Source organism: Pseudomonas sp. YA1 (genome assembly GCF_058680555.1).
In genome coordinates, this window is record NZ_JBZWBG010000010.1 from 248,865 (window position 1) to 272,220 (window position 23,356).

Annotated in this window: 20 protein-coding genes and 1 pseudogene; 3 read left to right on the forward strand and 18 right to left on the reverse strand. The window is 65.4% G+C overall.

What is annotated here, in order from left to right; translation table 11 throughout:
* Nucleotides 1–51: 51 nt before the first annotated feature.
* Nucleotides 52–597, forward strand: coding sequence for a GTP cyclohydrolase I FolE (gene folE, locus AC4OR5_RS16570; protein ID WP_003087639.1), 546 nt, complete (start codon nt 52–54; stop codon nt 595–597).
* Nucleotides 598–661: 64 nt separating this feature from the next.
* Here the strand turns inward: folE and AC4OR5_RS16575 are convergent, their stop codons facing one another.
* Entirely contained in the window at nt 662–1,123 is a 462-nt protein-coding gene (locus AC4OR5_RS16575; RefSeq protein WP_003087637.1) for a bacteriohemerythrin, read from the reverse strand.
* Nucleotides 1,124–1,368: 245 nt separating this feature from the next.
* On the opposite strand from AC4OR5_RS16575, the gene AC4OR5_RS16580 reads away from it, so the two are divergent.
* The gene (locus AC4OR5_RS16580) at nt 1,369–1,749 is read left to right on the forward strand and encodes a VOC family protein (RefSeq protein WP_058160705.1); all 381 of its coding nucleotides are present in this window, start codon (nt 1,369–1,371) and stop codon (nt 1,747–1,749) included.
* A gap of 27 nt (nt 1,750–1,776) precedes the next feature.
* Here the strand turns inward: AC4OR5_RS16580 and AC4OR5_RS16585 are convergent, their stop codons facing one another.
* The 17 genes and pseudogenes from AC4OR5_RS16585 to tssA all read right to left on the reverse strand — a co-directional run bounded on the left by AC4OR5_RS16585 (nt 1,777) and on the right by tssA (nt 22,465).
* The gene (locus AC4OR5_RS16585; RefSeq protein WP_003087629.1) at nt 1,777–2,766 is read right to left on the reverse strand and encodes a serine/threonine-protein kinase; all 990 of its coding nucleotides are present in this window, start codon (nt 2,764–2,766) and stop codon (nt 1,777–1,779) included.
* On the reverse strand, nt 2,763–3,491 hold the full coding sequence (locus tag AC4OR5_RS16590; RefSeq protein ID WP_003124843.1) for a PP2C family protein-serine/threonine phosphatase: 729 nt from the start codon (nt 3,489–3,491) through the stop codon (nt 2,763–2,765). Before AC4OR5_RS16590 ends, AC4OR5_RS16585 begins: the two co-directional genes overlap by 4 nt.
* Nucleotides 3,491–7,018, reverse strand: a complete 3,528-nt coding sequence (gene tssM, locus AC4OR5_RS16595) for a type VI secretion system membrane subunit TssM (protein ID WP_058160709.1) — start codon at nt 7,016–7,018, stop codon at nt 3,491–3,493. Before tssM ends, AC4OR5_RS16590 begins: the two co-directional genes overlap by 1 nt.
* Nucleotides 7,019–7,033: 15 nt before the next feature.
* Nucleotides 7,034–7,903: a type IVB secretion system protein IcmH/DotU gene (gene icmH, locus AC4OR5_RS16600; RefSeq protein WP_003120354.1), complete on the reverse strand. Its 870-nt coding sequence runs from the start codon at nt 7,901–7,903 to the stop codon at nt 7,034–7,036.
* Nucleotides 7,904–7,905: 2 nt separating this feature from the next.
* The gene (gene tssK / locus AC4OR5_RS16605; RefSeq protein WP_058160711.1) at nt 7,906–9,237 is read right to left on the reverse strand and encodes a type VI secretion system baseplate subunit TssK; all 1,332 of its coding nucleotides are present in this window, start codon (nt 9,235–9,237) and stop codon (nt 7,906–7,908) included.
* Nucleotides 9,234–9,740: a type VI secretion system lipoprotein TssJ gene (gene tssJ, locus AC4OR5_RS16610; RefSeq protein ID WP_003110438.1), complete on the reverse strand. Its 507-nt coding sequence runs from the start codon at nt 9,738–9,740 to the stop codon at nt 9,234–9,236. Before tssJ ends, tssK begins: the two co-directional genes overlap by 4 nt.
* 5 nt (nt 9,741–9,745) lie before the next feature.
* Complete coding sequence (tagH, locus tag AC4OR5_RS16615; protein ID WP_043512905.1) at nt 9,746–10,939, reverse strand: type VI secretion system-associated FHA domain protein TagH; 1,194 nt, start codon at nt 10,937–10,939, stop codon at nt 9,746–9,748.
* Between the two features lie 17 nt (nt 10,940–10,956).
* Entirely contained in the window at nt 10,957–11,097 is a 141-nt protein-coding gene (locus tag AC4OR5_RS16620; protein ID WP_023435730.1) for a hypothetical protein, read from the reverse strand.
* A gap of 88 nt (nt 11,098–11,185) precedes the next feature.
* A complete protein-coding gene (locus tag AC4OR5_RS16625) occupies nt 11,186–12,697 on the reverse strand; it encodes a sigma-54 interaction domain-containing protein (protein WP_023126212.1) in 1,512 nt (503 codons plus the stop codon).
* Nucleotides 12,698–12,707: 10 nt separating this feature from the next.
* Nucleotides 12,708–15,341, reverse strand: coding sequence for a type VI secretion system ATPase TssH (gene tssH, locus AC4OR5_RS16630; RefSeq protein WP_079992439.1), 2,634 nt, complete (start codon nt 15,339–15,341; stop codon nt 12,708–12,710).
* Nucleotides 15,342–15,347: 6 nt separating this feature from the next.
* Nucleotides 15,348–16,355, reverse strand: a complete 1,008-nt coding sequence (tssG, locus tag AC4OR5_RS16635) for a type VI secretion system baseplate subunit TssG (RefSeq protein WP_003110442.1) — start codon at nt 16,353–16,355, stop codon at nt 15,348–15,350.
* Complete coding sequence (gene tssF, locus AC4OR5_RS16640) at nt 16,319–18,106, reverse strand: type VI secretion system baseplate subunit TssF (protein WP_033944239.1); 1,788 nt, start codon at nt 18,104–18,106, stop codon at nt 16,319–16,321. The genes tssG and tssF overlap by 37 nt, the downstream gene beginning before the upstream one ends.
* Before the next feature lie 159 nt (nt 18,107–18,265).
* Nucleotides 18,266–18,433: pseudogene (locus tag AC4OR5_RS16645) on the reverse strand (PAAR domain-containing protein); the annotation flags it as partial.
* A 10-nt stretch (nt 18,434–18,443) separates the two neighbouring features.
* The gene (gene tssE / locus AC4OR5_RS16650; RefSeq protein WP_003110444.1) at nt 18,444–18,851 is read right to left on the reverse strand and encodes a type VI secretion system baseplate subunit TssE; all 408 of its coding nucleotides are present in this window, start codon (nt 18,849–18,851) and stop codon (nt 18,444–18,446) included.
* A 12-nt stretch (nt 18,852–18,863) separates the two neighbouring features.
* Complete coding sequence (gene tssC, locus AC4OR5_RS16655; RefSeq protein ID WP_003087596.1) at nt 18,864–20,339, reverse strand: type VI secretion system contractile sheath large subunit; 1,476 nt, start codon at nt 20,337–20,339, stop codon at nt 18,864–18,866.
* Between the two features lie 27 nt (nt 20,340–20,366).
* On the reverse strand, nt 20,367–20,873 hold the full coding sequence (tssB, locus tag AC4OR5_RS16660; protein WP_003114607.1) for a type VI secretion system contractile sheath small subunit: 507 nt from the start codon (nt 20,871–20,873) through the stop codon (nt 20,367–20,369).
* A gap of 35 nt (nt 20,874–20,908) precedes the next feature.
* On the reverse strand, nt 20,909–22,465 hold the full coding sequence (gene tssA, locus AC4OR5_RS16665; RefSeq protein ID WP_003097814.1) for a type VI secretion system protein TssA: 1,557 nt from the start codon (nt 22,463–22,465) through the stop codon (nt 20,909–20,911).
* 697 nt (nt 22,466–23,162) lie between these two features.
* On the opposite strand from tssA, the gene tssD reads away from it, so the two are divergent.
* A partial coding sequence (gene tssD / locus AC4OR5_RS16670; protein ID WP_128663642.1) for a type VI secretion system tube protein TssD occupies nt 23,163–23,356 on the forward strand: 194 nt, incomplete at its 3' end.

The window sequence follows — 23,356 nt, forward strand, 5'->3', positions numbered from 1 at the left end:
GCCCGGCGACGTCCTACCCTCCGCGCTGGTAATCGTCTGACTGGAACGCCCATGTCCCTGGAACAACACTACTCCTCGATCCTCACCCAGCTCGGCGAGGACGTTAACCGCGAAGGTCTGCTGGACACGCCCAAGCGTGCCGCCAAGGCCATGAAGTACCTGTGCCGCGGCTACCAACAGAGCCTGGAAGAAGTCGTCAACGGTGCCCTGTTCAGCTCCGATAACAGCGAAATGGTATTGGTCAAGGACATCGAGCTGTACTCGCTCTGCGAGCACCACCTGCTGCCCTTCATCGGCAAGGCCCACGTGGCCTATATCCCGAACGGCAAGGTGCTCGGCCTGTCGAAGGTCGCGCGGATCGTCGACATGTACGCCCGCCGCCTGCAGATCCAGGAGAACATGAGCCGGCAGATCGCCGAGGCGGTCCAGCAGGTCACCGGCGCCCTCGGCGTCGCGGTGGTGATCCAGGCCCAGCACATGTGCATGATGATGCGCGGCGTGGAGAAGCAGAACTCGTCCATGGTCACTTCGGTGATGCTCGGCGAATTCCGCGACAACGCAGCCACCCGCAGCGAATTCCTCAGCCTGATCCGCTGAGGCCAGGTCCGCTGGCGAAAGAACCGGCCCCACTGGGCCGGTTTTGCGTTTCCTTCCCCGGCGATCAGCCGAAGAAGCGCTTCATCGAGCGCGACAACCAACCGCCCTCGCTCTTGTCCTTGACCAGTTCGGACATGCTGTGGCGTACCGCATCCACATATCCGGCGTCGTCGTTGCGGATGTGGTTGAACAGCCAGCGCGAGAGCAAGCCCTTGAGTTCATCGCCGACATCCTCGCCGGCCTGGAAGCGCACCCGGTATTCGGAGACCCGGCGGATGAACAGCTCGTGGATCTTCTTGTGCGCCCGGGAAAACTGGTAGCCGGCATCCTCCATCAGGGTTTCCTCGAAGGCGAAGTGCGACAGCGTGTAGTCCACCAGCTCCTCGATCACCTCGGCGATCGCCGCGTGTTCCTTGCCTTGCTGGGCGTCGTGCAGGTGATTGATCATCTCGACGATGCGTTTGTGTTGATTGTCGATGACCTGAATACCGGTATTCAGGTCATCCTGCCAGACCAGATGCGCCATGATGACTTCCCCCAAGCGAACAGCGAACGGCCTTTCCGAACGGCCTGGGGCCAGGGTATTTTTGTGACGCAGTACGGGTATTGACGCCGGTCAAGCGGGACAAGATGTTAATGAATTTCGCATGAATTCATTCGCCCCCCTCGCGGCGGCATGCCCGCTCGATCCGCTCGGTTTCGCGCGGCTGAACATCCGCCATCGTCGCCGGAAAGCGGCGTCACCAGTGGTCCCGACAGGACAGGAAGGAAATGAACCTGATCGCGCACGTGGAAATACCGGTGTCCGACCTGGAGAGGGCGATGCGTTTCTACGCCTCGGTGTTCGGAGTGGCGTTCGGCGAGGTAGCCACCCTGCACGGAAGCAGAATGGCGCATTTCCCCTTCGAGGAAGGCCGTGACGGTGCCAGCGGCGCACTCGCCGAGGGCGACGTCTACGTGCCTACGCTACATGGGGCGATCATCTACCTGAATGTCGCGGACCTGGATGCCGTCCTTGCCCGGGCCCTCAGCGAAGGCAGCGAAATCCTCTTCCCGAAGACGCCGCTTGGCGACGGCGTGTTCATCGCCGAGATCAGGGACAGCGAAGGCAACCGTATCGCCCTGCAGAGCGCTTGCGGAGTGCGGCCGTAGAGGCCATGCAAACCGAGCGCCGCCGGCTCAACGGGCAAGAACGCCGGCCAGCCAGGAACGCCGCGCGCCCAGCGCTTCCTGCAATTCGCGGACGCCGATGCAGCGCCGTTCGGGATCGAGGCTCAGGGCGGTACGCAGCGCCGGCCAGCAGCGCCGAGGCAGGTGTCCGGGCGCGCGCAGCTGGCGCTCCAGCCCCTGCTCCCGGGCCTGGTTCGAGGGCAGGCGGCGGAACGGATGGCGACCGTCGGCCAGTTCGTAGAGGACGCAGGCCAGCGCATACAGGTCGGCTGCCGGCGACAACGGCGCACCCTCGAGCAGTTCGGGAGCGGCGTAGCCCGGGGTCCAGGCGTCGATGCGGCCCCGGCTGAGCTGCGGCAGGCCGTCCAGGATGCCTGCCTGCGCCTGGCCGAGGCCGAAGTCGAAGAGCCGCACGCCCTCCTCGCCGAGCATCACGTTGCTCGGCTTCAGGTCGCCATGCAGCACCCCTTGTTCGTGGACATAGGCCAGGGCGTCCAGCAACGGCCGGGCGATCGCGCTCAACTCGGACCAGGGCAGGCCTTCGGGACGCTCGCAGAGCAGGCGATCGAGCGGCAGGCCAGGCATGAGTTCCATGACGATGTAGGCGCGCTGGCAGGCGGTGTCGACGTCGAAGGTGAACAGACGCACGACGTTCGGATGGCGCAAGCGCCGGGTCAGGGCGAACTCGCTATAGAGCAAGGCGCTGGCGTCGGGTGACTCGGCGACCGATTCGTTGAGCAGCTTCAACGCTACCAGCGGCGCCGGGTCGCCGAACTGCTCATGGAGCAGGTCCCGGGCACGGTATACCGTGCCCATGCCGCCGGCGCCGAGCATCCGCTCCAGACGGTAGCGCCCGGAAAGAACGTCCGGCAGCGGACCGGGCAACACCGCCGGCAGGTCCGGCGCCGAGGCGGTCGGGGCGGCGAAGGCGAAATAGGTCAGGTTCGCGCCGCCCTCCTCCTCCGGCAGCAGCTCCAGCGACGACAGCGGTTCGTTCATTGGCGGATCACCACGGCCGTCAGGTTGTCCCGCGCGGCGCCGCTCAAGGCGCCGTCGAACAGCCGCTCCACCGCCACCTGCGGCGATGCCAGGCTCAACGCGCGGCCCAGTGCATCGGCGCTCAGCTCTTCGTAGAGTCCGTCGCTGCAGAGCAGGAAGACGTCACCGGGATGCACCTCCAGTTCCAGCACGTCCAGCACCAGTTGTTCGCTGGCGCCGACGGCACGGGTCAGCGCGCGCGCCGAGGGATAGGCGCGGGCCTGCTCGATATCCATCCGCCGTTCGTCGACCAGTCGCTGCAACAGCGAGTGGTCGCGGGACAGCTGGTACAGCCGCTGGCCGCGCCACAGGTAGCAGCGGCTGTCGCCGACCCACACGCAGGCCGCCCGCGACCCCTCCACGACCAGCGCCACCACCGTACTGCCGATGATCCTGTCGCCGCGTTCGGCGCTGAGGGTGAGTTCCTCGCCCAGGCGCCGGTTGAGCCAGTGCAGGCACTGGCGCATCGCGTTCAGGCGCTCGTCGAATCCCGCCCGGGCCGGCAGTTCCGCCAGGCTGGTGACGATCATCCGGCTGGCCAGGTCGCCGGCCTGGTGCCCGCCCATGCCATCGGCGACCGCCCAGAGCCCGCGATCCGGGCAGTCCAGGAAGGCATCCTCGTTGCGCGCGCGGACCTTGCCGCGATCCGTGCGCGCCGCGCTGCGCCAGGCCTCGGTGCGTTGCATCAGAGCTGCACCGGCATGCGGAAGCTGCGCAGGACCGCGAGATCGAACGGATTCGGCGTGCGCTGGGCGAGCAGCAGGTAGTTGGCGCGCAGGCCGCCCAGGTCGGCCTTGAGCACCATCACGTCACGCCCGCTGAGGTACTCGGTCTGCATCAGGTCGAACAGCCTGAACAGAGACCAGGGCCCGGTATTGCGTTCGATTCCCACCGGTCGTCCGGCCATCTTCTCCAGCACCAGGCTGGTGCGGCCGCCGTCGGCGTCGCTGGGCCACTTGAACGACATCGGCACGATCGGGCCGTGGCGGTACTCCATGGACTGACCGTCGAAACGGAACTCGGCGCGGCTGACGCCAGGATCGAGGGTATAGGGCTCCAGGCGGAAGCGCACCTGTGGCTCGGCCGGGTTCTCGGCGAAGAAGCTCTGGCGGATCACCTGGGCCGTGCCCATCTGGTCGAGATAGACCTTGGACATCGGCAGGCTGTAGCCGTCCACGCTGCGCAGGCGGTAGCTGCCCGGGTCGCCGCTGACGAAGGGCCGCATGTAGGTTTCGAAGAAGCGTTCGGCGACGCCCTGCGCCTTGAAGAACTCGCGGAAATCGCTGACGGCGACATCGCTGGCGCTGTGCGCGTTGAACGGGTAGCGCTTGTTGATCGCCTTGCTGTAGAAACCGTACAGCTCGCTCTGGTAGCGCTGGTTGAGGTACAGGTAGGCATCGCCGAGGACCAGCCGCCAGGCGTCTTCGGCCAGCACGCTGAACCATCCGCCGAGCGGTCGCGGCAGTCGCGCGGAGGCGTTGCGCAGGTTGCTCAGGGCATCGCGCTGGCCGCCCATGCGGCTCTTCGCCATGTCGAAAGCCGCCTGCTCCGGCTGGCTGGCGCGCGCCAGTCCGGCGAGTTGCAACTGCAACTCGTTGAGCGCCTGCAACAGCGGGGTGAGGTCGGCCGCCGGGCCGTTGTTATCGTCGAGCAGGCGATGCAGGGGCTCGAAGCGGCGTTGCAGGGACTTCTTCGCGGTATCCGGCAGGTTCTTCGCCAACGCGTCCCTGGCCTTGACGGCCGCCGCGGCGGCCGCCTTGCCCAGCTTGCCGCCCTTTTCCGCGGCCTTGTCGCTGGCCTCTGCCAGCGCCTCGGCGCTCTCCGCCAGGACCGGGAAACGGGTGTTCTCACGGACCTCCAGCAACAACTGGAGGATCGGCGAGTTGGCGGCGAGCAGCCCGGAAACCTGGTCGGCGCCCTCGCCGGCATCGTTGAACGGCAGCAGGCCCAGGCGTCCGACCGCCTCGCTCCAGAAGTTCGCGTAGTCGCGGAAATACAACTGCTCGAGTTCGACCATCAGGCGCCGCAGGTCCATGTCGCTGATCCCGCTGCCCTCGCCTAGGACCCAGTTGTCGCGAAGGATGTCGTTGACCAGGCTGGCGCCCTGGACCACGAAGTACTGCTGGTAGCCCTGCTGGGTGTAGAACCCCGGGATCACGTAGTCGGTGCCGACGAACAGACCGGCCTGCGGCCCCAGGTGCTGGCCGAAGCGATACTCGGGCAGGCTTCGCGCCTGTTCGCGCAGCACCCGGTAGACCACGTTGGCCAGGGACTCGCTGCGCAGCACCTGGCGCGCCTGGGCCACCAGGGTCTCGTTCAGCGGATAGCTGAACGGTTGCTCGAGCAGACGGGCGAAATGCGTGTTCAGGCCATTCTGCACCGTGCCGTTGCCGGCATAGCGCTGCGACCAGTCGGTAGCCACCCAGTCCTTGAGCCATCCGTTCTCGCGGCGCTCGCGCAGATTCAGCATCAGGTAGGCCCGCAGGCTGTTGAGCAGGCGTTCGCGATTCTGCATGTTGCCGCGGATCTGCGCTTCGAGCATCCGCGCCACGCGCGGCAGCAGTTGCGTCTCCAGCTCGCGGCGATAGGCAGCGGCCAGCGACGGGTTGACCTCGTTGCCCTGGTACAGCCCGGCGCGCTCGTGCAGCGAGACTTCGCCTTTGGGCGGAAACACGGTGGTCGCCGCATAGCTGCTATCCAGCGTCTTCAGCGCCGCCATGGCGTCATCGCGCTCGCCAAGCGCCTGGCGCTGCTGGGTCCATTGCTGCGCCAGCTCGCGGACCCGCTCCAGGCGCTCGTGGTTGGCCGAGAAACCGCCAGCCCAGAGCAGGCCGAATAGCAGAAGGAGCGCCAGCGAACCGACGTACAGGGCGCGCTGGCCCCAGTGGATGCGCGTGCGTTCGCGGCGATCGAGACCTGCCAGGTTGGCCTCGGGGAAGATCACCTGGCTCAGCAGGTGATGGATGAAGCGCGAGCGCCCGTTGCGCAGGGTCGGCAGCAGGCCGCTGGCGATCCCCAGGTTGGCGCCGATGCCGGCGGTGTCCTCGTCCAGCTGCTGGGCCAGGTGCGGCGCGCTGGTCAGGTAGAAACCGCGCAGGCGGCTGGCGCGCTGGTAGCGGTTGCCGGTGAAGGCGAGTTCGACGAACAGGCACAACCGCTCGCCGATCTGGCCAAGCTGGTGCGGGAAGTCGAGGATGCGACCGCGACGCAGGGTATCGCGCTCCTGGTGGATGCGCATGATCACCTGGCTGTTCAGGCGTCGCAGGAGGTCCTCGAACGCCTGGCGCAGGACCGTCACATCGGTGCCGTTCTGCTCCTTGCCGAAGCTGGTGCCCAGAACCTGGTCGCTCTCCTCGCGGCTCAACTGGTCGAAGAACTCGTCGAAGCCGAGCAACTGGTCGGCCTTGCTCAGCACCAGGTAGACCGGCAGGTCGAGGTGCAGGGTCTGCTGGATTTCCTGCAAGCGCGCGCGCACCTGGCGAGCCAGCGTATCCAGCGCCATCTCGTCGTCGCTGAGCAACGTCTCCACCGGAATCGACACCATCACGCCATTCAACGGCCGTGCGCGGCGGCGCTTGCGCAATAGGCCGAGCAGGGTCGCCCAGGCGCCCCCGTCGACCTCGCCGTCGGCTTGGGTCAGGTAGCGCCCGGCGGTGTCGATCAGGACGCCGTGGTCGGCGAAGTACCAGTCGCAGTAGCGCGTGCCGGCGGTATCGCGGGTCAGCTTGCGGTCGATCCGGTTGATCGGGAATTCCAGTCCGGAAAAGTCCAGAAGGCTGGTCTTGCCGCTTCCCTGCGGGCCGATCAGCAGGTACCAGGGCAGCTCGTTGCGCCAGCGCTCGCTGCGGCCGCGGTACAGGCTGGAGGTCTTCAGGGTGCGCAAGGCATCCTTGAAGCGGCTGCGCAATTCCTTCTGTTCGTCTTCGATCAGACCGTCGCGGCGCAGGCGCTCCTGGCCCTCGTCGCTGTCCTCGACGGCCTTGCGCCGCACTCCGGCGCGCCAGCTGACGAAGACCATCGCCAGCCCCCAGACCAGGAACATCAGACTGATGCTCAGCAACCGCGAGGTCGGGCTTTCCCAGAACTTGTAGTCGGCGACCGCCAGCAGTGGCCCGACGAACCACACCAGCAATGTCGCCAGGAGTACCAGCAGCAGCGTCCAGACCCACGTCTTGCGCAGGAAGGCGCCGACTTTCTTGAAGAAGTTTTTCATTTCGCGTCCCTGTGTTTACGAACCGGGCTGTCCTGCCGCCGCATCGAGCGACTGGTAAGGCTGCAGCACCGTGTCGCGTTGCTCGCCGAGAACCCAGGCGAATCCCGAATACATCACCACCAGGCAGACCAGGGTGAACAGCGCCACCATCCACCAGGGCACGATCCGCACCAGGCCGCGACGCTGGTCGCTGAGCCCCTGCCAGTGCGGCGACAGTTCGCGCGGCACGTCGCCGCGCAACTGGCGGATCTGCCGGTAGAGCGCATCGGAAATACCGTCCAGGTCGAGCACGCCGCGGGCCATCACCCGGTACTTGCCCTCGAAGCCTAGGGCCAGGCAGAGGTACATCAGCTCCAGCATCGGCAGATGCTTGACCGGGTTCTTCGACAGCCGGTCGAGCAACTGGAAGAACTTCTCGCCGCCGAAGGTCTCGTTATGGAAGCTGCTCAGCAGGCTGATCTTCGACCATTCGCTTTCGTTGCCCCACGGGGTGGTCACCACCGCCTCGTCGACCACCGTGCACAGCACGTAGCGCGCCGCCATGACCTGGCTGTTTTCCACGCCATCCTGCACCGCGCGGAATTCGAAGAGCTTCATGGCGGAGGTCAACCGCTCCTTGAGCGCCGCAAGGTTCTCCAGCACGCTGCTGTGCTTGAGCCGGACCACTTCCGAAAGCAGTTCGGAAGCCGCCGCCACCAGCGGGTTCAGGCTGACGTTGAAGGCCTCGCCCGGACGCAGGCGCGCCGCGTAGATCATCCGCTCCTCGAGCTGCTCGAAGCGCGGCGGTTCGGCGAAATCGGTCAGCGGCCCCTGGGCCGGTACCTGTCCCTGGTGATCGAGGAGGACGGTCTTCTCGTCCTCGTGGTATTCCCTTTCCTTGATCATGTTCAGTTCCTGATGGCCCAGAATTTCAGTTCAAGCTCGGAGAACTCGCCGGATACGTGGAACGCGAAACCGCCGGAGCGCTCCAGCTGGGTCATGTCCTCGGCGTTGGGTTCGAGAATGAAATAGGTCTTGTTGGAGTGGAACGGGATCTGCCGCGGCGCCACCGGCAGCGGCTTGACCCGGATCCCCGGCAGGTGCAGGTTGACCAACTGGCGAATGTGCTCGACCGCACCCACCTTGAGATGCGCGGGCAGGCGCTGGCGCAGTTCCTCCGACTCGCAATTGGCACTGGCAGCGAGGACGAACGAGGCGCTGCCGAGCAGCTTGTGGTCGTGCAGGGGCGAGACCAGAATGCCGTACTGGCGGGCCTGGAGAGGCAGTTCGATGGCATGCTGCTCGAGCACCATCGACAGGACCTGGCGGATCGCCTCCATCAGCCTGCGGAAGCTGGCGCCCTGGTCGCTGTGCTGGTAACGGCTGTCCAGGCGCGGACGCTTGCTCTCGCTGCCGAAGGTGGCGAGGTCGCCGAGCATGGTCAGCAGCACCCGGTACAACTGCTCCGGATGCACCTGCTCCAATCCCAGGTAGTGGCGCAGCAGCAACTCGGTGCGATTGATCAGTTGCAGCATCATGAAATCGCCGACCTCCGCGCCGCCGACCTTGCCATTGGACCGGATACGCTCGGCGATGGTGTCGCCGCGATGGCCGAGCATGCTGATCACTTCCTTCAGGCAGGACAGCAGGTAGGCGGATGCGTGGGCATGGAGGTAGCTCGGCACGAAGTCGGGATCGAGGCTGATCACCCCGTCCGGCGTGGTATCCAGCACCACCGCCACCTTCAGTTTGACGTAGGCCTGGTCGCTCTGCTGCTCGCCGAGCAGCAGGCGAAAATCCGGCCGCGCGCAGCTGACCTGCACCATGGAATCCTCGCCGGCGTTGGAGTCCGCCACCTCCAGGTCGTAGGCGGTATAGCGCGCCAGGACCTCGGCCTGCTCCGGCCGGCGCGCCTCGATGTGGTTGCCGGTGACCAGCGGCAGGGCCAGGTAGATCGGCACGTTCGAGGTATTGGGCAGCACGTCGAGGGCGAGCGGCTCGGTGTTGCCGCCGAGTTCGAACAGGCTGCCGTCGGGCAGTACGCCGGAGGCCTGGCTGATCACCAGCTTGCCCATGTTGAGGAACTGGCGGTCCAGCTCCAGGGCGAGGAAGCCCCAGTTGTAGCTGCCCAGCAACTGGGTCCGGGCCTTCATCTGGTTGTCGTAGTAGCGGTCGTTGTGTTGCAGGTGCTGCGGGCGCAGCAGCATGCCTTCCTGCCAGACGATCTTGTGCACGTTCATCGCGCGTCACCCGCCTTGCCGAGCAATTCGCCGGCATTCAGGATGCCCTTCCGGCCCAGCTTCAGCTCTACCCGGGTCAGCTCTTTCGCCGTGACCGGCACCACGTAGCGCCAGCTTGCCTCGCCGAGATCGCGGTAGGCGGCGAGCACGCCCACGTAGCGGCTCCCCTCCTCCACGCTGAGCTTGAGTTCGACCCGCTCGCCGGGACGCAGCTCCAGCTCCTCGCTGGTCACCAGGTCGGGGTCCAGGGTCTCCTTGGGACGTTCGTAGAGGCTGAAGAAGTCGGCGTTCTCGAACGCCACCGGGTGCTTCAGCTCGAACAGCCGCACTACCACCGGCGACGGCCGGCCATTGAGGTCGGGATTGACCCGCTCGCCGGCGCTCAGGGCGAGGTCGAGCTTGGTCAGTCTGGAATACGGCGACAGCGTGGAACAGCCGGCCAGCAGCGCCAGGACGGCGAGCATGGCCAGCGCCCTGGCTGGCGGAATCGGGCGACGAGACATGGCGATCATCCTTGGTGCTCGGTGTAGAGGGTGGAAATCAGGCGAACCTGCTCTTCGTAGGCCTGGGCGAAATCACGTGCCAGCAGGCGCTCGCTCCAGTCGTCGTCCTGGCATAGCGACTGGTGGTAGCGACCGTAGGCACGCCAGCGGCTGCCCGAGGTGGCCAGCAACGGCCGGCGGCCGTCGCGCTCGAAACGCAGGGTCAGTTGCTGCGGCGAGAAATGCTCGAGGGTCGCGCGCACCGCCGCCCGGCTGGCGCCGAGCAGCGCCACCTGGTGCGCCTGGAGGTCGCGGAAACTGCGTGCGACGGCCTGTTCGCCACTCAACTGGCCAGGCTTGCCATCCCGTAGCAGATGACCCAGCGCCTCGCCGGCATCGGCGCTGAAGCGCAAGGGATTCTTGCCGGTATCGCGCAACGTGCTCAGCGACAGGCGCAGTTCGTTCTTCAGTTCGCTGCGGGTCCGCAGGCTCTGCTGCAAGCCGCCGATGCACTGCCGCAGCAAACCGGCGGCGTTGATCGCCAGCGCTTCGCGCGCAGCGCCGTCGAGGCCTTCGAGGTCCACTCCCAGGGCCTGGCCGAAACGCTGCCAGAAGGCTTCGTCGCGACCCGGACGCGGACTGTCCACGGGTTCCTGCGGAGCCGCCGGGGCGGGCACCAGCTCCGGTACGACCAGGCTTTCCATGTCGATCCGCGCGTAGTCCGCACGCGCCCCGGCCTCCTGGCTGGGCTGGGCGATCGCGCTCAGGTCGTCGAGTTCGTAGGCATCTGCACCGTCCTGGTCGAGCGCCTGCAACGGATCGAGGGCCAGGAAGGCATCGTCCGGAATGATGCTGCCCGCCGGCTGCGGCCGCCCGACGTCCATGGCGAACTCGTCGGGCTCGCGCAGCAGCCGCGCGCGGATCTCGAAGTCGCCGAGCAGGAAGACGCTGTCCTGCTCGATGCGCTGCGGCTCGCCATGCGGCAGGCGGCTGCCGTTGCCGGCGCGGATGCCGTTGCTGCTGGTGTCGGTCAGGTAGAACGCGCCGTTGCGATAGCTGACCCGCGCATGCTGCTTGGACAGGTGCCGCTTGCGATCGGGAATCGCCCAGTCGCACTCACCGCCGCGGCCGATGAGGCCGCCGTTCCTGCCGAAGGTCTTGCTGCACAGCTCCGTCGGTACGAATTGCTTGGCGCTGAGCATTTCCAATACCAGTTCCATGAGATCGCTCCTTGCGGTCACTTGCCGCGATTGATCGCCTGCGGATCGCCAAGCGGGCGATAGTCGCCGTCGTTGAATTTGTAGTTGCCGCTGCAACCGGCGAGGCCGCAGAGGACGGCCAGGGCCAGAAGCACGGCGGGCCAGTGACGAACAGGCATCAGGGAGTCTCCATGGAAGGGCCGCGGACGCCGCGCTCCAGGCGCGCGCCCGGCAGGGCTGGATGGAAGGAAATCTCGATCATGGGCTTCAGGTCCGGGGATCGCCGAAATGAACGTTCAGGCGTCCCATGCGATAGATCAGGGTTCGGCGCGGCAGGCCCAGTTCGCGTGCGGCGAGGGTCTGGTTGCCAGCGTTCCTGCGCAGGCAGGCGAGCAGCAGGTCGCGCTCGATCTGCTCCAGGTGCTCGCGCAGCTTGAGCGGCGCCTCCGCTTCCGGGGGCGCGCGCAGGGAAAAGTGTTCGGCCAGCAGCACATCGCCTTCGCAGAGCAGTACCGCGCATTCCACCAGTCCCTTCAGTTCCCGAACGTTGCCGGGAAAGCCATAGCCGTCGAGCAGTTCCAGCGCTTCCGCGGACCAGCCCAGCGGCGCGCGGCGCAGGAACACGCAGGCGCGCTCAGCGAAATGCCGGGCCAGTTCGAGGGCGTCGCCCTCGCGCTGGCGCAACGGCGGCAACTCGATGGGAAACTGCGCCAGCCGGTAGTAGAGGTCTTCGCGGAACTTGCCATCGCGTACCAGCAGGGCGAGGTCACGGTGGGTAGCGGCGATGATGCGTACATCGACCTTGTGCGTGTCGTTGCCGCCGAGCGGGCGAATCTCGCCTTCCTGCAACACGCGCAACAGCTTGGCCTGGAGCGACAGGGGCATGTCGCCGATTTCGTCGAGCAGCAGGGTCCCGCCATCCGCGGCATCGAACAACCCGGGACGATCGCGCTCGGCACCGGTAAAGGCGCCCTTGCGGTAGCCGAACAGCTCGCTTTCCAGCAGGTTTTCCGGAAACGCCGCGCAGTTCTGCACCACGAACGCCTGTGCACGCCGCGGGCCGTACTCGTGGATCGCCCGTGCGACCACCTCCTTGCCGGTGCCGGTCTCGCCCTGCAGCAACACGGTATAGGGGTTGTGCAGGACCTTGCTGATCAGGCGGCAGGTCTCACGCATCGCCGCGCTCCTGCCGATCAGCCCGTAGCCGCTGACCACCGGTGCGCTGGACGGTCCCTGCGGCTCGCCGGAGGGTTGCGAGAGGCGTTGCAGCAGATGCAGCTGGGCCAGCACGAACGCGCCCAGCTGGCCCAGTGGATGGGCGAATCCCTGCAGGTCCAGTGGGCGCCGGGTAGCGCAGACCACCATGCCCTCGACCGTTTTCTCCGGGCTCACCAGCGGAACGCAGAGCAGGGACAGCCAGGGCTGCTCCCCTGCCGGCAGGAAGCCGGTCTCGTGCAGCCGCGACGGCAGGTCGACGAGACTGACCACGCGGTTCTGGCACAGGGCGAACTGCAGCAACTGCTCGCCGGTGTAGTCCGCCGGCAGGCTCGACGGCTCCAGCGCCTGCAACAGGCCGTCCCGGCATTCGGCGTTGAGGGTGAGCGCGGTATGGGTCTGGTCGAGCAGATACAGCTGGCTCAGCTCGCAGCCGCTGAGTTCGCCGACTGCGCGTGCGAAACCGCCCAGCAGGGCCGCGATGTCGGTTTCCCGCGACAGCGCGCCGAACTGAGCGAGCAGGGCTTCGGCGAAGGCCAGGGGTTGCGGTACGCGGCTGAACATCGCACCCACCTCAGGCGAACTCGCAGAGCACGCGGCCGTGCTCGCCCAGCGTCGCATGGACCCGCTCGAGACGCTCGTCGCGCGCCATCGCTTCCAGCAAACGGTCGGCCACCAGCGGCAGCAGGTGCGTGTCCAGCAGGTGGTCGATCAACCGTGCGCCGCTGTCGCTCTGGGTGCAACGCACGGCCAGGTGGTCCACCAGCGCCTGGCTGTAGTCGAAAGCCAGTTGACGGCGGGCCAGACGCTCGCCGAGGCGTTCCAGCTTGATCTCGATCAGCTCGCGCAGTACCGGGCCGCCCACCGGGTAGTAAGGCACCACGCGCATGCGCGCCAGCAGCGCCGGCTTGAAATGCCGGCTGAGCGCCGGCCGGATGGTTTCCTCCAGGAGTTCGGCGGAAGGCCGCGCGCCGTCCTGGCAAAGCGCGGCGATGTGCTCGCTGGCGAGGTTGGAGGTCATCAGGATCAAGGTATTGCGGAAATCGATCTCGCGCCCTTCGCCATCGTTGGCCACGCCCTTGTCGAAGATCTGGTAGAACAGGTTGAGCACGTCCGGATCGGCCTTCTCCACCTCGTCCAGCAATATCACCGAATAGGGCTTCTGGCGTACCGCCTCGGTGAGCATGCCACCCTCGCCATAGCCGACATAGCCGGGCGGCGCGCCGATCAGGCGCGAGACGGTGTGCTTCTCCTGGAACTCGGACATGTTGATGGTGGTGATGAAACGCTCGCCGCCATACAGCAGGTCGGCCAGCGCCAGCGCGGTCTCGGTCTTGCCCACCCCGCTCGGGCCCACCAGCAGGAACACGCCGACCGGCGCATCGGGCTTGTTCAGCCCGGCCGCGGTGGCGCGCATCGCGCGGTCCAGGGCGCTGACCGCCTGTTCCTGGCCACGGATCCGCGTCCGCAGGTCGTCGGCGAACCCCACCACCTTGGCGTTGTGTTCCCGCGCCAGTTGTTCCACCGGTACGCCGGTCCAGGCGCCGATCACCTCGGCAACCAGGCGCGGGCAGACCTCGAAGCTGACCAGCCGCCCCTGGGCCTGGGCATCGGCGAGTGCCTGGCGGGTTTCGTGAAGGGCCTTTTCCAGGGCTTCGACACCGCCATGCTGGTCGGCCGGGAAAGTCTCCGCGTCCGCCTCGCCGCCCTGCTCTTCCCGGTTCGCCTCGCGGGCCCTGGCCAATTGCTGGCGCAGGGCGAGCAGGCGCTCGGCGAGTTCGCGCTGGCGGCTCCACTGGTCCTCCTGTACGTGCCGCTCGCTTTCCACCTGGGCCAGGCGCTCCTCCAGCGCCTGCAGGGCATCGTGGTCGATCGGCAGGCCTGCCTCGGCATCGCGGCGCAGGGCCTGGCGCTGGCGCTCGCCTTCGGCCAGCTCGCCGCGCAGGCGCTCGAGACTCTCCGGCGCCGCCGCCAGGCTGATGCGCACCCGCGCACAGGCGGTGTCGAGGACGTCGACGGCCTTGTCCGGCAACTGGCGACCCGCCAGGTAGCGGGCGGACAGTTCGGCGGCGGCCACCACCGCGTCGTCGCGCAGGTAGATACCGTGGCTTTCCTCGTAAACCCGGGCCAGGCCACGCAGGATCGTCACCGCCTCGGCAACGCTCGGCTCATGCAACTGCACGGGCTGGAAGCGCCGGGCCAGCGCCGGGTCCTTCTCGAAATACTTCTTGTATTCGGCCCAGGTCGTCGCCGCGATGGTGCGCAACTCGCCACGAGCCAGGGCCGGCTTGAGCAGGTTGGCGGCATCCGAGCCGCCGGCCTGACCGCCCGCGCCGATCAGCGTATGGGCCTCGTCGATGAACAGGATGGTCGGCCTGAGCGCTGCCTTCACTTCGTCGATGACGCCTTTCAGGCGCCGCTCGAACTCGCCCTTCACGCTGGCACCGGCCTGCAACAGGCCCATGTCGAGGGACAACAGCTCGACGTCCCTCAGCGCCAGCGGCACTTCCCCTGCGGCGATCCGCGAGGCCAGGCCTTCGACGATGGCGGTCTTGCCGACGCCAGCCTCGCCGACCACGATGGGGTTGTTTTTCCGCCGACGGGCCAGGATGTCGACCATCTGGCGAATAGCCCCGTCGCGACAGAGCACCGGATCGAGCTTGCCGTCGCGCGCCTGCTGGGTAAGGTTGTGGGTGAAACGCTGCAACAGGGACTCGCCACCGCCCGGCTTGCCGCTGGGCGCGCCCTCCAGCGGCTGCGAGAGCGCGAAATCCTTCAACCGCTCGATGTCGAGCCGCGCCAGCAGCGGCTGGTAGCGGCTGCCGGCATAGCGCAACGGGTTGCGTAGCAGGGCCAGGATCAATGCCGCCTGGTCGATCTGGCTACGGCCCAGTTCGAGGTTGGCCAGCAACAGCGCATCCTGCAGCCACTGCACCAGCTCGGGCGCGAACACCGGATTGCGCGAGGCGCTGTGCTCGCCCCGCGCTTGCAACGCGGCGTTGAGTTCGCCAGCGTCCACCGCGGCATCCTGCAGGGCGCGCGCCAGCAGTCCCTGGGGACGCTCCAGCAGGCCCAGCAACAGGTCCTCCACCAGTACCTTGCTGCCGCCACGGGCTACGCAGCGCTCGGCCGAGCCTTCGAGGTCGCGCCGGGTGTCGGCATCCAGCGCCTGAATCAGTTGTTGCAGGTCTACGTTGATCATGCTCATCCATCCTTAATGAATCTTGCTGCCCAGCGTCACCACGCCATCGGCGCGCTCCCGGCCCAGCCAGCTGGTCCAGCCAAGGCGGCAGGCGTTCTGCGCGCCGATGCGGAACTCGCGGATTTCCTCGTGGCGCAAGACCAGCCGGATGTCGTAGTCGAGCGGGTCGCGCAGGGTGAAGCGGACCAGCGCGCAAAGCGGCTGGTAGCCGGGACCGATCGGCAGGAACTCGTGGAAGCGCTGCCAGTCGAGCTGGCGGATATGAATGCGGAACTTGCCGCTGCGGTCGCGGACCCGTTCGCCCAGCACCGCGTCTTCGCCAAGCTGGCTGTTGAACAGGCCGAGTCGGTTGCGCTGCTCTTCGAGGATCGCGACGCGCCGTTCGATACACTGCTCGGCGACCAGTTCGGCATGCTTGAAGTAGTAGCGCAGCACCGACTCGATCAAGGCCGCCGAGTGCGCCCGCAGGCTGAGCAGGCCCAGGTAGGGCAGCAGGCGTTTCCAGTTCAGTTCCCTGGCCTTGCGGATCTCTTCCCCGCCCAATCCGACGAGGGCGAACAACTGAGCGGAGAACGCATCGCTCGCGCCGCTCTGGAAGCTCACCCGGTAACGGTACTTGCGCCAGATCGGCAACAGCAGCCGATGCAGGCGGTGATGGAAGAGATCGAGGAAGTTCCGCGTAGGATTGCCCTCCTCGCTGTCGCCCAGGGCCTGTTCGCTGTAGAACGCCGGCAACGGCGAACTGGCACCGAACAAGCCGATCAGGTTGAAACGCAGCCGCGCCCGCAGCATGCCGCGCTCTTCGAAGAACTCCACCCGATCGACATCGCTGCCCGGGAAGCCGAGGCTAGGATTGGCCTGGAATTCCAACTGATCGTAGAGCGCCTCGTCTCCCAGGCCGGGATGTTCCTCGCGCAGGCGATCCATGACCAGCAGGACCGCCTGGAACAGCGAGTACTCGCGAATGCCCCGGGCCAGCGCGCTTACAGCAGGGGCTGCAAACCCATGCGCGGTTTCCATTGGTACACGTCTCCCTGTGTGCTCCTCACCCGCAACTCGTGGTAGGAGTTGATGCTGGCGTAAAGCGCGAAAAATTCGTTCAGAACCGAAGCGAACACGAACAGGTCGCCCTCGCCGATGTAGCCTTCCGGATCGATCGTCAGCTCGGTACGCAAGCCGCGCAGCGGCAGGCCCCGATGCAGGCGGTCGACATGCTCGTGGCGGACCGCCTTGAGCCCGCCCAGCAGGCGCTTGCTGACCTTCGCCGCATGCTGGTCGTAGTAGCGCGGCAGGTCGTAGGTTTCGAGGATCACCTTGAGCGCGTCGACGTTGGCCAGCGACAGGTAGTTGAGCGACATGTTGCTGATCAGTTTCCAGAGGAAATCGCGGTTCAGCGGCGGCGCATAGCTCGGCGTCGCCGGGGTGATATTGCGGAAACCGAGGAACTCCGGCGTGCCTTCGCAGGCGACGCAGATATCGCCCAGGCGCAGCCGTTGGGGCAGGTTCTGGTTGGTGCAGGTCAGTTCCACCGACAGCGTCTCGATCTGCTCGGGATGGCGGATGCCGAAGCTCAGGTAGGTGTCCAGGCCATCGTGCAGCAACGAGGTACGTTGCCGGACGCTGTAGTGGGGCCGTGCTTCGGGAACGTCGAAGCTGGGATCGTGCTCGAAGGACTCGAACGGCACGTAGGCCTGGTAGCCGAGCCCGCCCGGCCGCCAGCCGGTGACGCCCTCTACCGAGAACACCCCGCAGTCCTCCAGGCTGTATTCGGCCGGCATCAGCAGGTACTCGTCCTGCTTGCCGTCGAGGCGGATCGGCAGCGCATCGTGGCGGAACAGGTTGGCCACCGGCGTACAGTACAGCTTGACGTTCTCCAGCGTCGGGTGCAGGCGCTGGATGCCGCTCTTGCGGATATCGAAGCGCAACTCAAGGCCGCGGACCTGCTTGAGGGTTTCCTCGGGCAGAGCGCCGAGCAGGTCAAGGCCATCCACGTCGACGAACAGGAACTTGTCCTGGAACGCGAAGTATTCCTGCAGGTAGCGATAGCCACGGAAGGTATTCAGCGGATAGGGAATCAACGCCTCGTCTTCGGCGAACCCCACCGGCTGCACCCGCTCGCCCGTCAGGCGGAACGACATCGGCTTGCCGGCCACGCCATCCAGTGGCCGCCCATGGGCGTCCAGCGGAATCAGTTGGATGCTCTCCAGGTTGCGCAGCAGGCACAGATAGAGCATCTGGCTGATGTAGCGCTCGCCGGCCAGGTGCAGGCGCAGCCGACTCAGGCCCAGCTCGCCGAGATGCCCGTCGCAGTTCACCGCCAGGCGCAGGCCGAGCAGCGCACCCTCGCCGGTCACCGAATAGTTGAGCGCCTCCAGCACCAGCGGCAGGACTTCGGTGGCGTAGCAGGTACGGAAGCGACAGGCGACCTCGCCCACCGGCCGGCTCTCGACCGGCGTATCGCGCTCCACGCGCAGCGCCCCGCCCGGGCGGGTCAGGGGGTCGAACTGGAGAATGCTGAAAGCCGGCAGCGGGCGCATATAGTTCGGCCACAGCAGGTGCATCATCGAGTGGCTGAGTTCCGGCAACTCGTCGTCCAGCTTCTGCCGCAACCGCCCGGTCAGGAAGGCAAAGCCCTCGAGCAGGCGCTCGACATCCGGATCGCGTCCGACCTGTCCGAGAAACGGGGCCAGGGCCGGGCTACGCTCGGCGAAACGGCGCCCCAGCTGGCGCAGTGCGGTGAGTTCGCTCTGGTAGTAATGATTGAAGGACACGGCTTACCTGCTGGATATCGTTTCACTGATGGCAGTCGTCTGACCGCTGCCGCCAAAACCGCAATGACATTTCTGGCCTGAAGATCGGAAACCCACGGTGTCCGTTGTCTTTCCGTAATCGACCCGATTCGCGCCCATCTCAGAAGACCTCATGGACGAACCAGGCATCGAAGCGGTACAGCGCCAGGCCGAGGCGTCACCCTGGCGGGCCGCCGCGAGGCCGTCGAAGAACACGTCGGCGGAACCGACGACGATGGGATTGCTGCCATGCCCGGGGAGCGGACAAGCGGTAGGATCGGAAACGCGGGCTGCGGGTTTGCCGGACATCGAAACCTCCTTAGCTGACCGTCACTTGGCCGCTGCCATCCAGGCATGCGGAAAAACTCACCTGGCGCTTGAAACCTTCCACCTCCAGCAACCCTTCGATGCTGAAGGCCAGGCGGAGCTGGTCGTTGTCGCGTGGCAGGGAAACGACACGCACGTCGCTCAAGCGCGGTTCGTAAGCCTCGATGAAACCTTCGATGGCCGAGCGGGCCTGGCTCAGGGAGTCGTGCAGGCTCAGGCGCATGTCGTTGAGATCGGGCAACCCGTAGTCGGACAGCGTCTGCACGCTGCCCGCCCGGGTGCTGAGCATCTTGCCCAGATGGGCAGCCACCGACGCCATGGCGGAAACCTCGCGGCTCCAGCCGACGCGCTTATCCGCGTCGCCGTTCAGGCGCTCGAACAGGCTGCCGTATCCGGTCATGGAAAGCTCCGCTTACTCTTTGTCCAGCTTGCCGACCAGCGACAGGGTGAAGTCCGCCCCCATGTACTTGAAGTGCGGGCGCACGTTCAGGCTGACGCGGTACCAGCCCGGCTCGCCCTCGACGTCGCTGACGATGATCTGCGCAGCGCGCAGCGGGCGACGGCCGCGTACTTCGGCGCTGGGGTTTTCCTGGTCGGCGACGTACTGGCGGATCCACTTGTTCAGCTCCAGTTCGAGGTCGGTACGCTCCTTCCACGATCCAAGCTGTTCGCGTTGCAGGACCTTCAGGTAATGGGCCAGGCGGTTGACGATCATCATGTACGGCAGCTGGGTGCCGAGCTTGTAGTTCAGCTCCGCGGCCTTGCCTTCGGCGCTGATGCCGAAGAACTTCGGCTTCTGCACCGAGCTGGCGGAGAAGAACGCGGCGTTGTCGCTGCCCTTGCGCATGGTCAGGGAAATGAAGCCTTCCTCGGCCAGTTCGTACTCGCGGCGATCGGACACCAGCACCTCGGTGGGGATCTTGGTCTCGATCTCGCCCATGCTCTCGAAGTGGTGCAAAGGCAGGTCCTCCACCGCACCGCCGCTCTGCGGCCCGATGATGTTCGGGCACCAGCGATACTTGGCGAAGCTGTCGGTCAGCTTGGTGCCGAAGGCATAGGCGGTGTTGCCCCACAGGTAATGCTCGTGGCTGTTGGCCACGGTCTCCTTGTAGGCGAACGACTTGACCGGATTCTCTTCCGGATCGTAGGGCGTGCGCAGCAGGAAGCGCGGTACGGTCAGCGCCACGTAGCGGGAATCCTCGGACTGGCGGAAGCTCTGCCACTTGGCGAACTGCGGGCCTTCGAAATGATCCTTCAGGTCCTTCAGGTCCGGCAGGCCGGTGAAGCTTTCCAGGCCGAAGAACTTCGGACCGGCGGCCGCCACGAACGGCGCATGGGCCATGCAGGCCACGCTGGAGACGTATTGCATCAGCTTGACGTCAGGCGAACTGGGCGACATGTAGTAGTTGGCGATGATGGCGCCGACCGGCTGGCCACCGAACTGGCCGTATTCGGCGGTGTAGATGTGCTTGTACAGGCCGGACTGCATCACCTCGGGCGAGTCCTCGAAATCGTCCAGCAGGTCCTGCTTGGAAACGCTGAGAATCTCGATCTTGATGTTCTCGCGGAAGTTGGTGCGGTCGACCAGCAGTTGCAGGCCGCGCCAGGCCGACTCCAGCGCCTGGAAATCGGGATGATGGAGGATCTCGTCCATCTGCGTGCTGAGCTTGGCATCGATCTCGGCGATCATCCGGTCGACCATCGCCTTCTTCACCGGCTCGCCGTCGTTCTGCGGCTTGAGCAATTCCTCGATGAAGGCGGAGACGCCGCGCTTGGCGATGTCGTAGGCCTCGTCGTCCGGGCTCAGGCGGGTCTCGGCGATGATGCTGTCGAGAATGTTGTATTCGCCGTTCTGGTTCCGGCCTTGCTGTGCGGCACTGGTGCTCATGTATCTGCTTCCTTGGCTAGGGGTGGCTCAGGCGTCCTGGGAGGGGGCGGCGCTCAGCCCCAGCTCGCCCAGCACACGGCTACGGGACTCGTCGTCGGCGAGTACGCTTTCGATGGCCTTGCGGAACGCCGGGGCGTTGCCCAGCGGGCCCTTGAGGGCCACCAGCGCATCGCGCAACTCCATCAGCTTCTTCAGCTCGGGCACCTGCTCGACGATGCTGGCCGGGTTGAAGTCCTTCATCGAGTTGATCTGCAGCCCCACCGCCAGCTCGTCGCTGCCGCCCTCCTCCTGGAGACGATTGGGTACGCTCAGCGTCAGCCCCAGCTCCTGCTTGGCCAGGACCTCGTCGAAGGTCATCTTGTCGATGCCGATCGGCTTGCGGTCCTCCACCTTGCGCTCATCCGCGCGCTGGGTGTAATCGCCGATCGCCAGTAGCTTCAACGGCAGTTCGATTTCTTCCTGGGCACCGCCGGTGGCGGGCTTGAAGGTGACGTTGATGCGTTCCTTTGGGGCTACCGAGCCTTCTTTGGCCATGGCTTTTTCTCCTTGAGAATTGAGGGCGCGAAGCCCTATTCGAGCACCACCTCGAGATCGAGGTGGCACAGCCTGCGATAAATGTCTTCCTTGCGTTCTCGCACGGCGTGGTTCTGCGGCAACAGCTCGCAGCAGCTATGCAGCAGGTGCAGTACATCCAGCGCCAGATCGGGCTCCCAGGCGTGCAATCCCGATTCGTGCAACTGATGGTCGAGGCTCTCCAGCTGGGTCTTGGCCAGCTCGTACTTCTTCGCCAGGAAGCACAGTCGCGCGAGGCTCAGTTGCCAGAAGAACCGGGCTCGCCCGCCGTGGGCGCGCTTCATGCCCTGCTTCAACACCTGTACCGCCGCCTTCAGGCCGTCCTTGCGCAACACCGGCTGGACCTCGTCCAGGGCGACGTCCCATTCGGCCTGCAGGGCCACGGTCTCGACCTTGCGCGGCGCACTGTCGTTCTGGAGATGGGGCATGACATGGGCGCTGATCCAGCCACGGGTGGCCGCATCGGCGAATGCGCTGCCGTCGTGGAAACGCAGCTCCACCAGCCCCGGCAGACGCTGCAGGAGCAAGGCGAAATGCATTTCGACTTCCCGCATCGCCTGCTCGGCGTTGAGCCCTTGCAGGCACTCCCAGACCAGGCGCTGGCCGTCGAACCAGAACGGCGCCCGTGCCAGGCTCGCCTCCAGCTCCACCAGGAGATCGGCGTACAGGCCCTGGGCGAAACGCTCCTGGTAGCTTTTCAGCTTGTCCGCCGGCACTCCCCTTAGCGCAGTGACCTGTTCGGCATTGCGCTCGGGCATGGACTCGATGGGCAGCCAGAGCATCGTCCGGTTGAGGCGCAGCGCGCGCAGATCGGTGGCTTTCTGCTTCAGCCACCAGGCGCACAGGGGGCGTGCGGCCTCCTGCTGGGCGCGCATGGCCTTGTGGGCGTCGCGCTCGTTGTCGATGGGCGCACCCGGCGCCAGCAACTGGCTGGCCGCCTGCTTGACCTGGGCCACCACGGCGCCGACCACGCCAGGTTCGGGCTGGTTGTCGGCGGCGCGCTGGAGCATGCCCGAAAGGCGTCGGCTGATCGGCAGCAACAAGGGCGCGTCGTCGCCCAGTTGCGCGGTCAGCGCGGTATCGAGTTTTTCCAGGTGCTCGGCGAGACGCCGGAACAGGGGGAGTTGCTCCTTGATCGGTACGTTTTCGTTCAGCGCCTGCTCCAGCCGGGGCACCAGCCAGGCAATGGCCGCGGCGCGAGTGCGCGCCTTGAGCGGATGGATCTCGACCCAATGCCGGCTGCACAGACGTTCCAGCAATCCCAGTCCGGCCAGCAAACCGGGAAAGGATTCCCGTTGGTAGAGGGCCCAGGTCAACCAGGCTGCAACACGCAGGTCCTTGGATTGGGCACGAAGCAGCGCTTCGCTGTTTTCCAGGATTTTCAACCAGTCGGTCTGGCCGTTCTCATGGAGCGAGAGCGCCTTACCCAGCTCATTTTCCAGCGCCTCGTATTCGCTGGAAAAACGCACATCCTCACCCGCAAAGACATCCTTTGAAATCGGCTGTTCCGCGAGTTCCAGATAATGCGAGGAGAGCTTGCTCGAATAGGTCATCCTAACCCTTCAATGCACACCATGTGCGCCAATGAATATCTTAACAATTCAACTAGTTGGCATAAAAACCGAACGAAAATCCCAATAGTCTGAAGAGCTCTTTGCCTTTTCCATGAAAACAACATAAAAACTGGCAAGCAACAGGACATTCCCTCTTTGGGAATTTTCCTATTCATTGATACGAATCAATGAAAGATTTTCAGCCAAACGTCAGGCGTCTGCGTCCATGCCCTTTACGGCTTGGCTATAGCCATCATAACGACATTGATGGCCATTTGGAAAACCCTACCAAAACAGGTAGTTAACAATTTATAAAAAATAAGGCAGACAACAGTGGATTCCTCTGGAGAGCCTCGAAACATAGGCCTTCCAAGCGGACCAACAGCTGATTTAGAGCGTAATAGCGATTGTGCAAGAAGTTGCACAATGAAAACCAAGAAACATCCCCAATAACAGCCCACAGCCCTTGAAAATACTGGCCTGGACACTACTGCGCAAAAAGTTGCACAGCACTGCGCAACTTCTTGCTCAATTCACTTGTTATTTTTCATTCAAAACGAGACATGGATAACAATTATCCGTCGGATGCGTTTGATTTATAAGGATAGTTAAAACACTGGCATGAGAATTGTTAGGTGAAGTTGCCCGAGGGGTGGTCCAACCCGCGGGATTTCCTACTCACGCAAGGAGAGCATCCATGGCAACCCCCGCCTATATGTCCATCACCGGCACCAAGCAGGGCCTGATCACCGCCGGCGCCTTCACCGAGGATTCGGTCGGCAACACCTACCAGGAAGGCCACGAGGACCAGGTGATGGTCCAGGGCTTCAACCACGAAGTGATCATCCCGCGCGACCCGCAGTCCGGCCAGCCGACCGGCCAGCGCGTGCA

Coding starts and splice junctions, on each gene's coding strand:
- folE (WP_003087639.1), top strand. CDS start 52: ATGTCCCTGGAACAACACTACTCCTCGATCCTCACCCAGCTCGGCGAG.
- AC4OR5_RS16575 (WP_003087637.1), bottom strand. CDS start 1,123: ATGGCGCATCTGGTCTGGCAGGATGACCTGAATACCGGTATTCAGGTC.
- AC4OR5_RS16580 (WP_058160705.1), top strand. CDS start 1,369: ATGAACCTGATCGCGCACGTGGAAATACCGGTGTCCGACCTGGAGAGG.
- AC4OR5_RS16585 (WP_003087629.1), bottom strand. CDS start 2,766: ATGAACGAACCGCTGTCGTCGCTGGAGCTGCTGCCGGAGGAGGAGGGC.
- AC4OR5_RS16590 (WP_003124843.1), bottom strand. CDS start 3,491: ATGCAACGCACCGAGGCCTGGCGCAGCGCGGCGCGCACGGATCGCGGC.
- tssM (WP_058160709.1), bottom strand. CDS start 7,018: ATGAAAAACTTCTTCAAGAAAGTCGGCGCCTTCCTGCGCAAGACGTGG.
- icmH (WP_003120354.1), bottom strand. CDS start 7,903: ATGATCAAGGAAAGGGAATACCACGAGGACGAGAAGACCGTCCTCCTC.
- tssK (WP_058160711.1), bottom strand. CDS start 9,237: ATGAACGTGCACAAGATCGTCTGGCAGGAAGGCATGCTGCTGCGCCCG.
- tssJ (WP_003110438.1), bottom strand. CDS start 9,740: ATGTCTCGTCGCCCGATTCCGCCAGCCAGGGCGCTGGCCATGCTCGCC.
- tagH (WP_043512905.1), bottom strand. CDS start 10,939: ATGGAACTGGTATTGGAAATGCTCAGCGCCAAGCAATTCGTACCGACG.
- AC4OR5_RS16620 (WP_023435730.1), bottom strand. CDS start 11,097: ATGCCTGTTCGTCACTGGCCCGCCGTGCTTCTGGCCCTGGCCGTCCTC.
- AC4OR5_RS16625 (WP_023126212.1), bottom strand. CDS start 12,697: ATGTTCAGCCGCGTACCGCAACCCCTGGCCTTCGCCGAAGCCCTGCTC.
- tssH (WP_079992439.1), bottom strand. CDS start 15,341: ATGAGCATGATCAACGTAGACCTGCAACAACTGATTCAGGCGCTGGAT.
- tssG (WP_003110442.1), bottom strand. CDS start 16,355: ATGGAAACCGCGCATGGGTTTGCAGCCCCTGCTGTAAGCGCGCTGGCC.
- tssE (WP_003110444.1), bottom strand. CDS start 18,851: ATGACCGGATACGGCAGCCTGTTCGAGCGCCTGAACGGCGACGCGGAT.
- tssC (WP_003087596.1), bottom strand. CDS start 20,339: ATGAGCACCAGTGCCGCACAGCAAGGCCGGAACCAGAACGGCGAATAC.
- tssB (WP_003114607.1), bottom strand. CDS start 20,873: ATGGCCAAAGAAGGCTCGGTAGCCCCAAAGGAACGCATCAACGTCACC.
- tssA (WP_003097814.1), bottom strand. CDS start 22,465: ATGACCTATTCGAGCAAGCTCTCCTCGCATTATCTGGAACTCGCGGAA.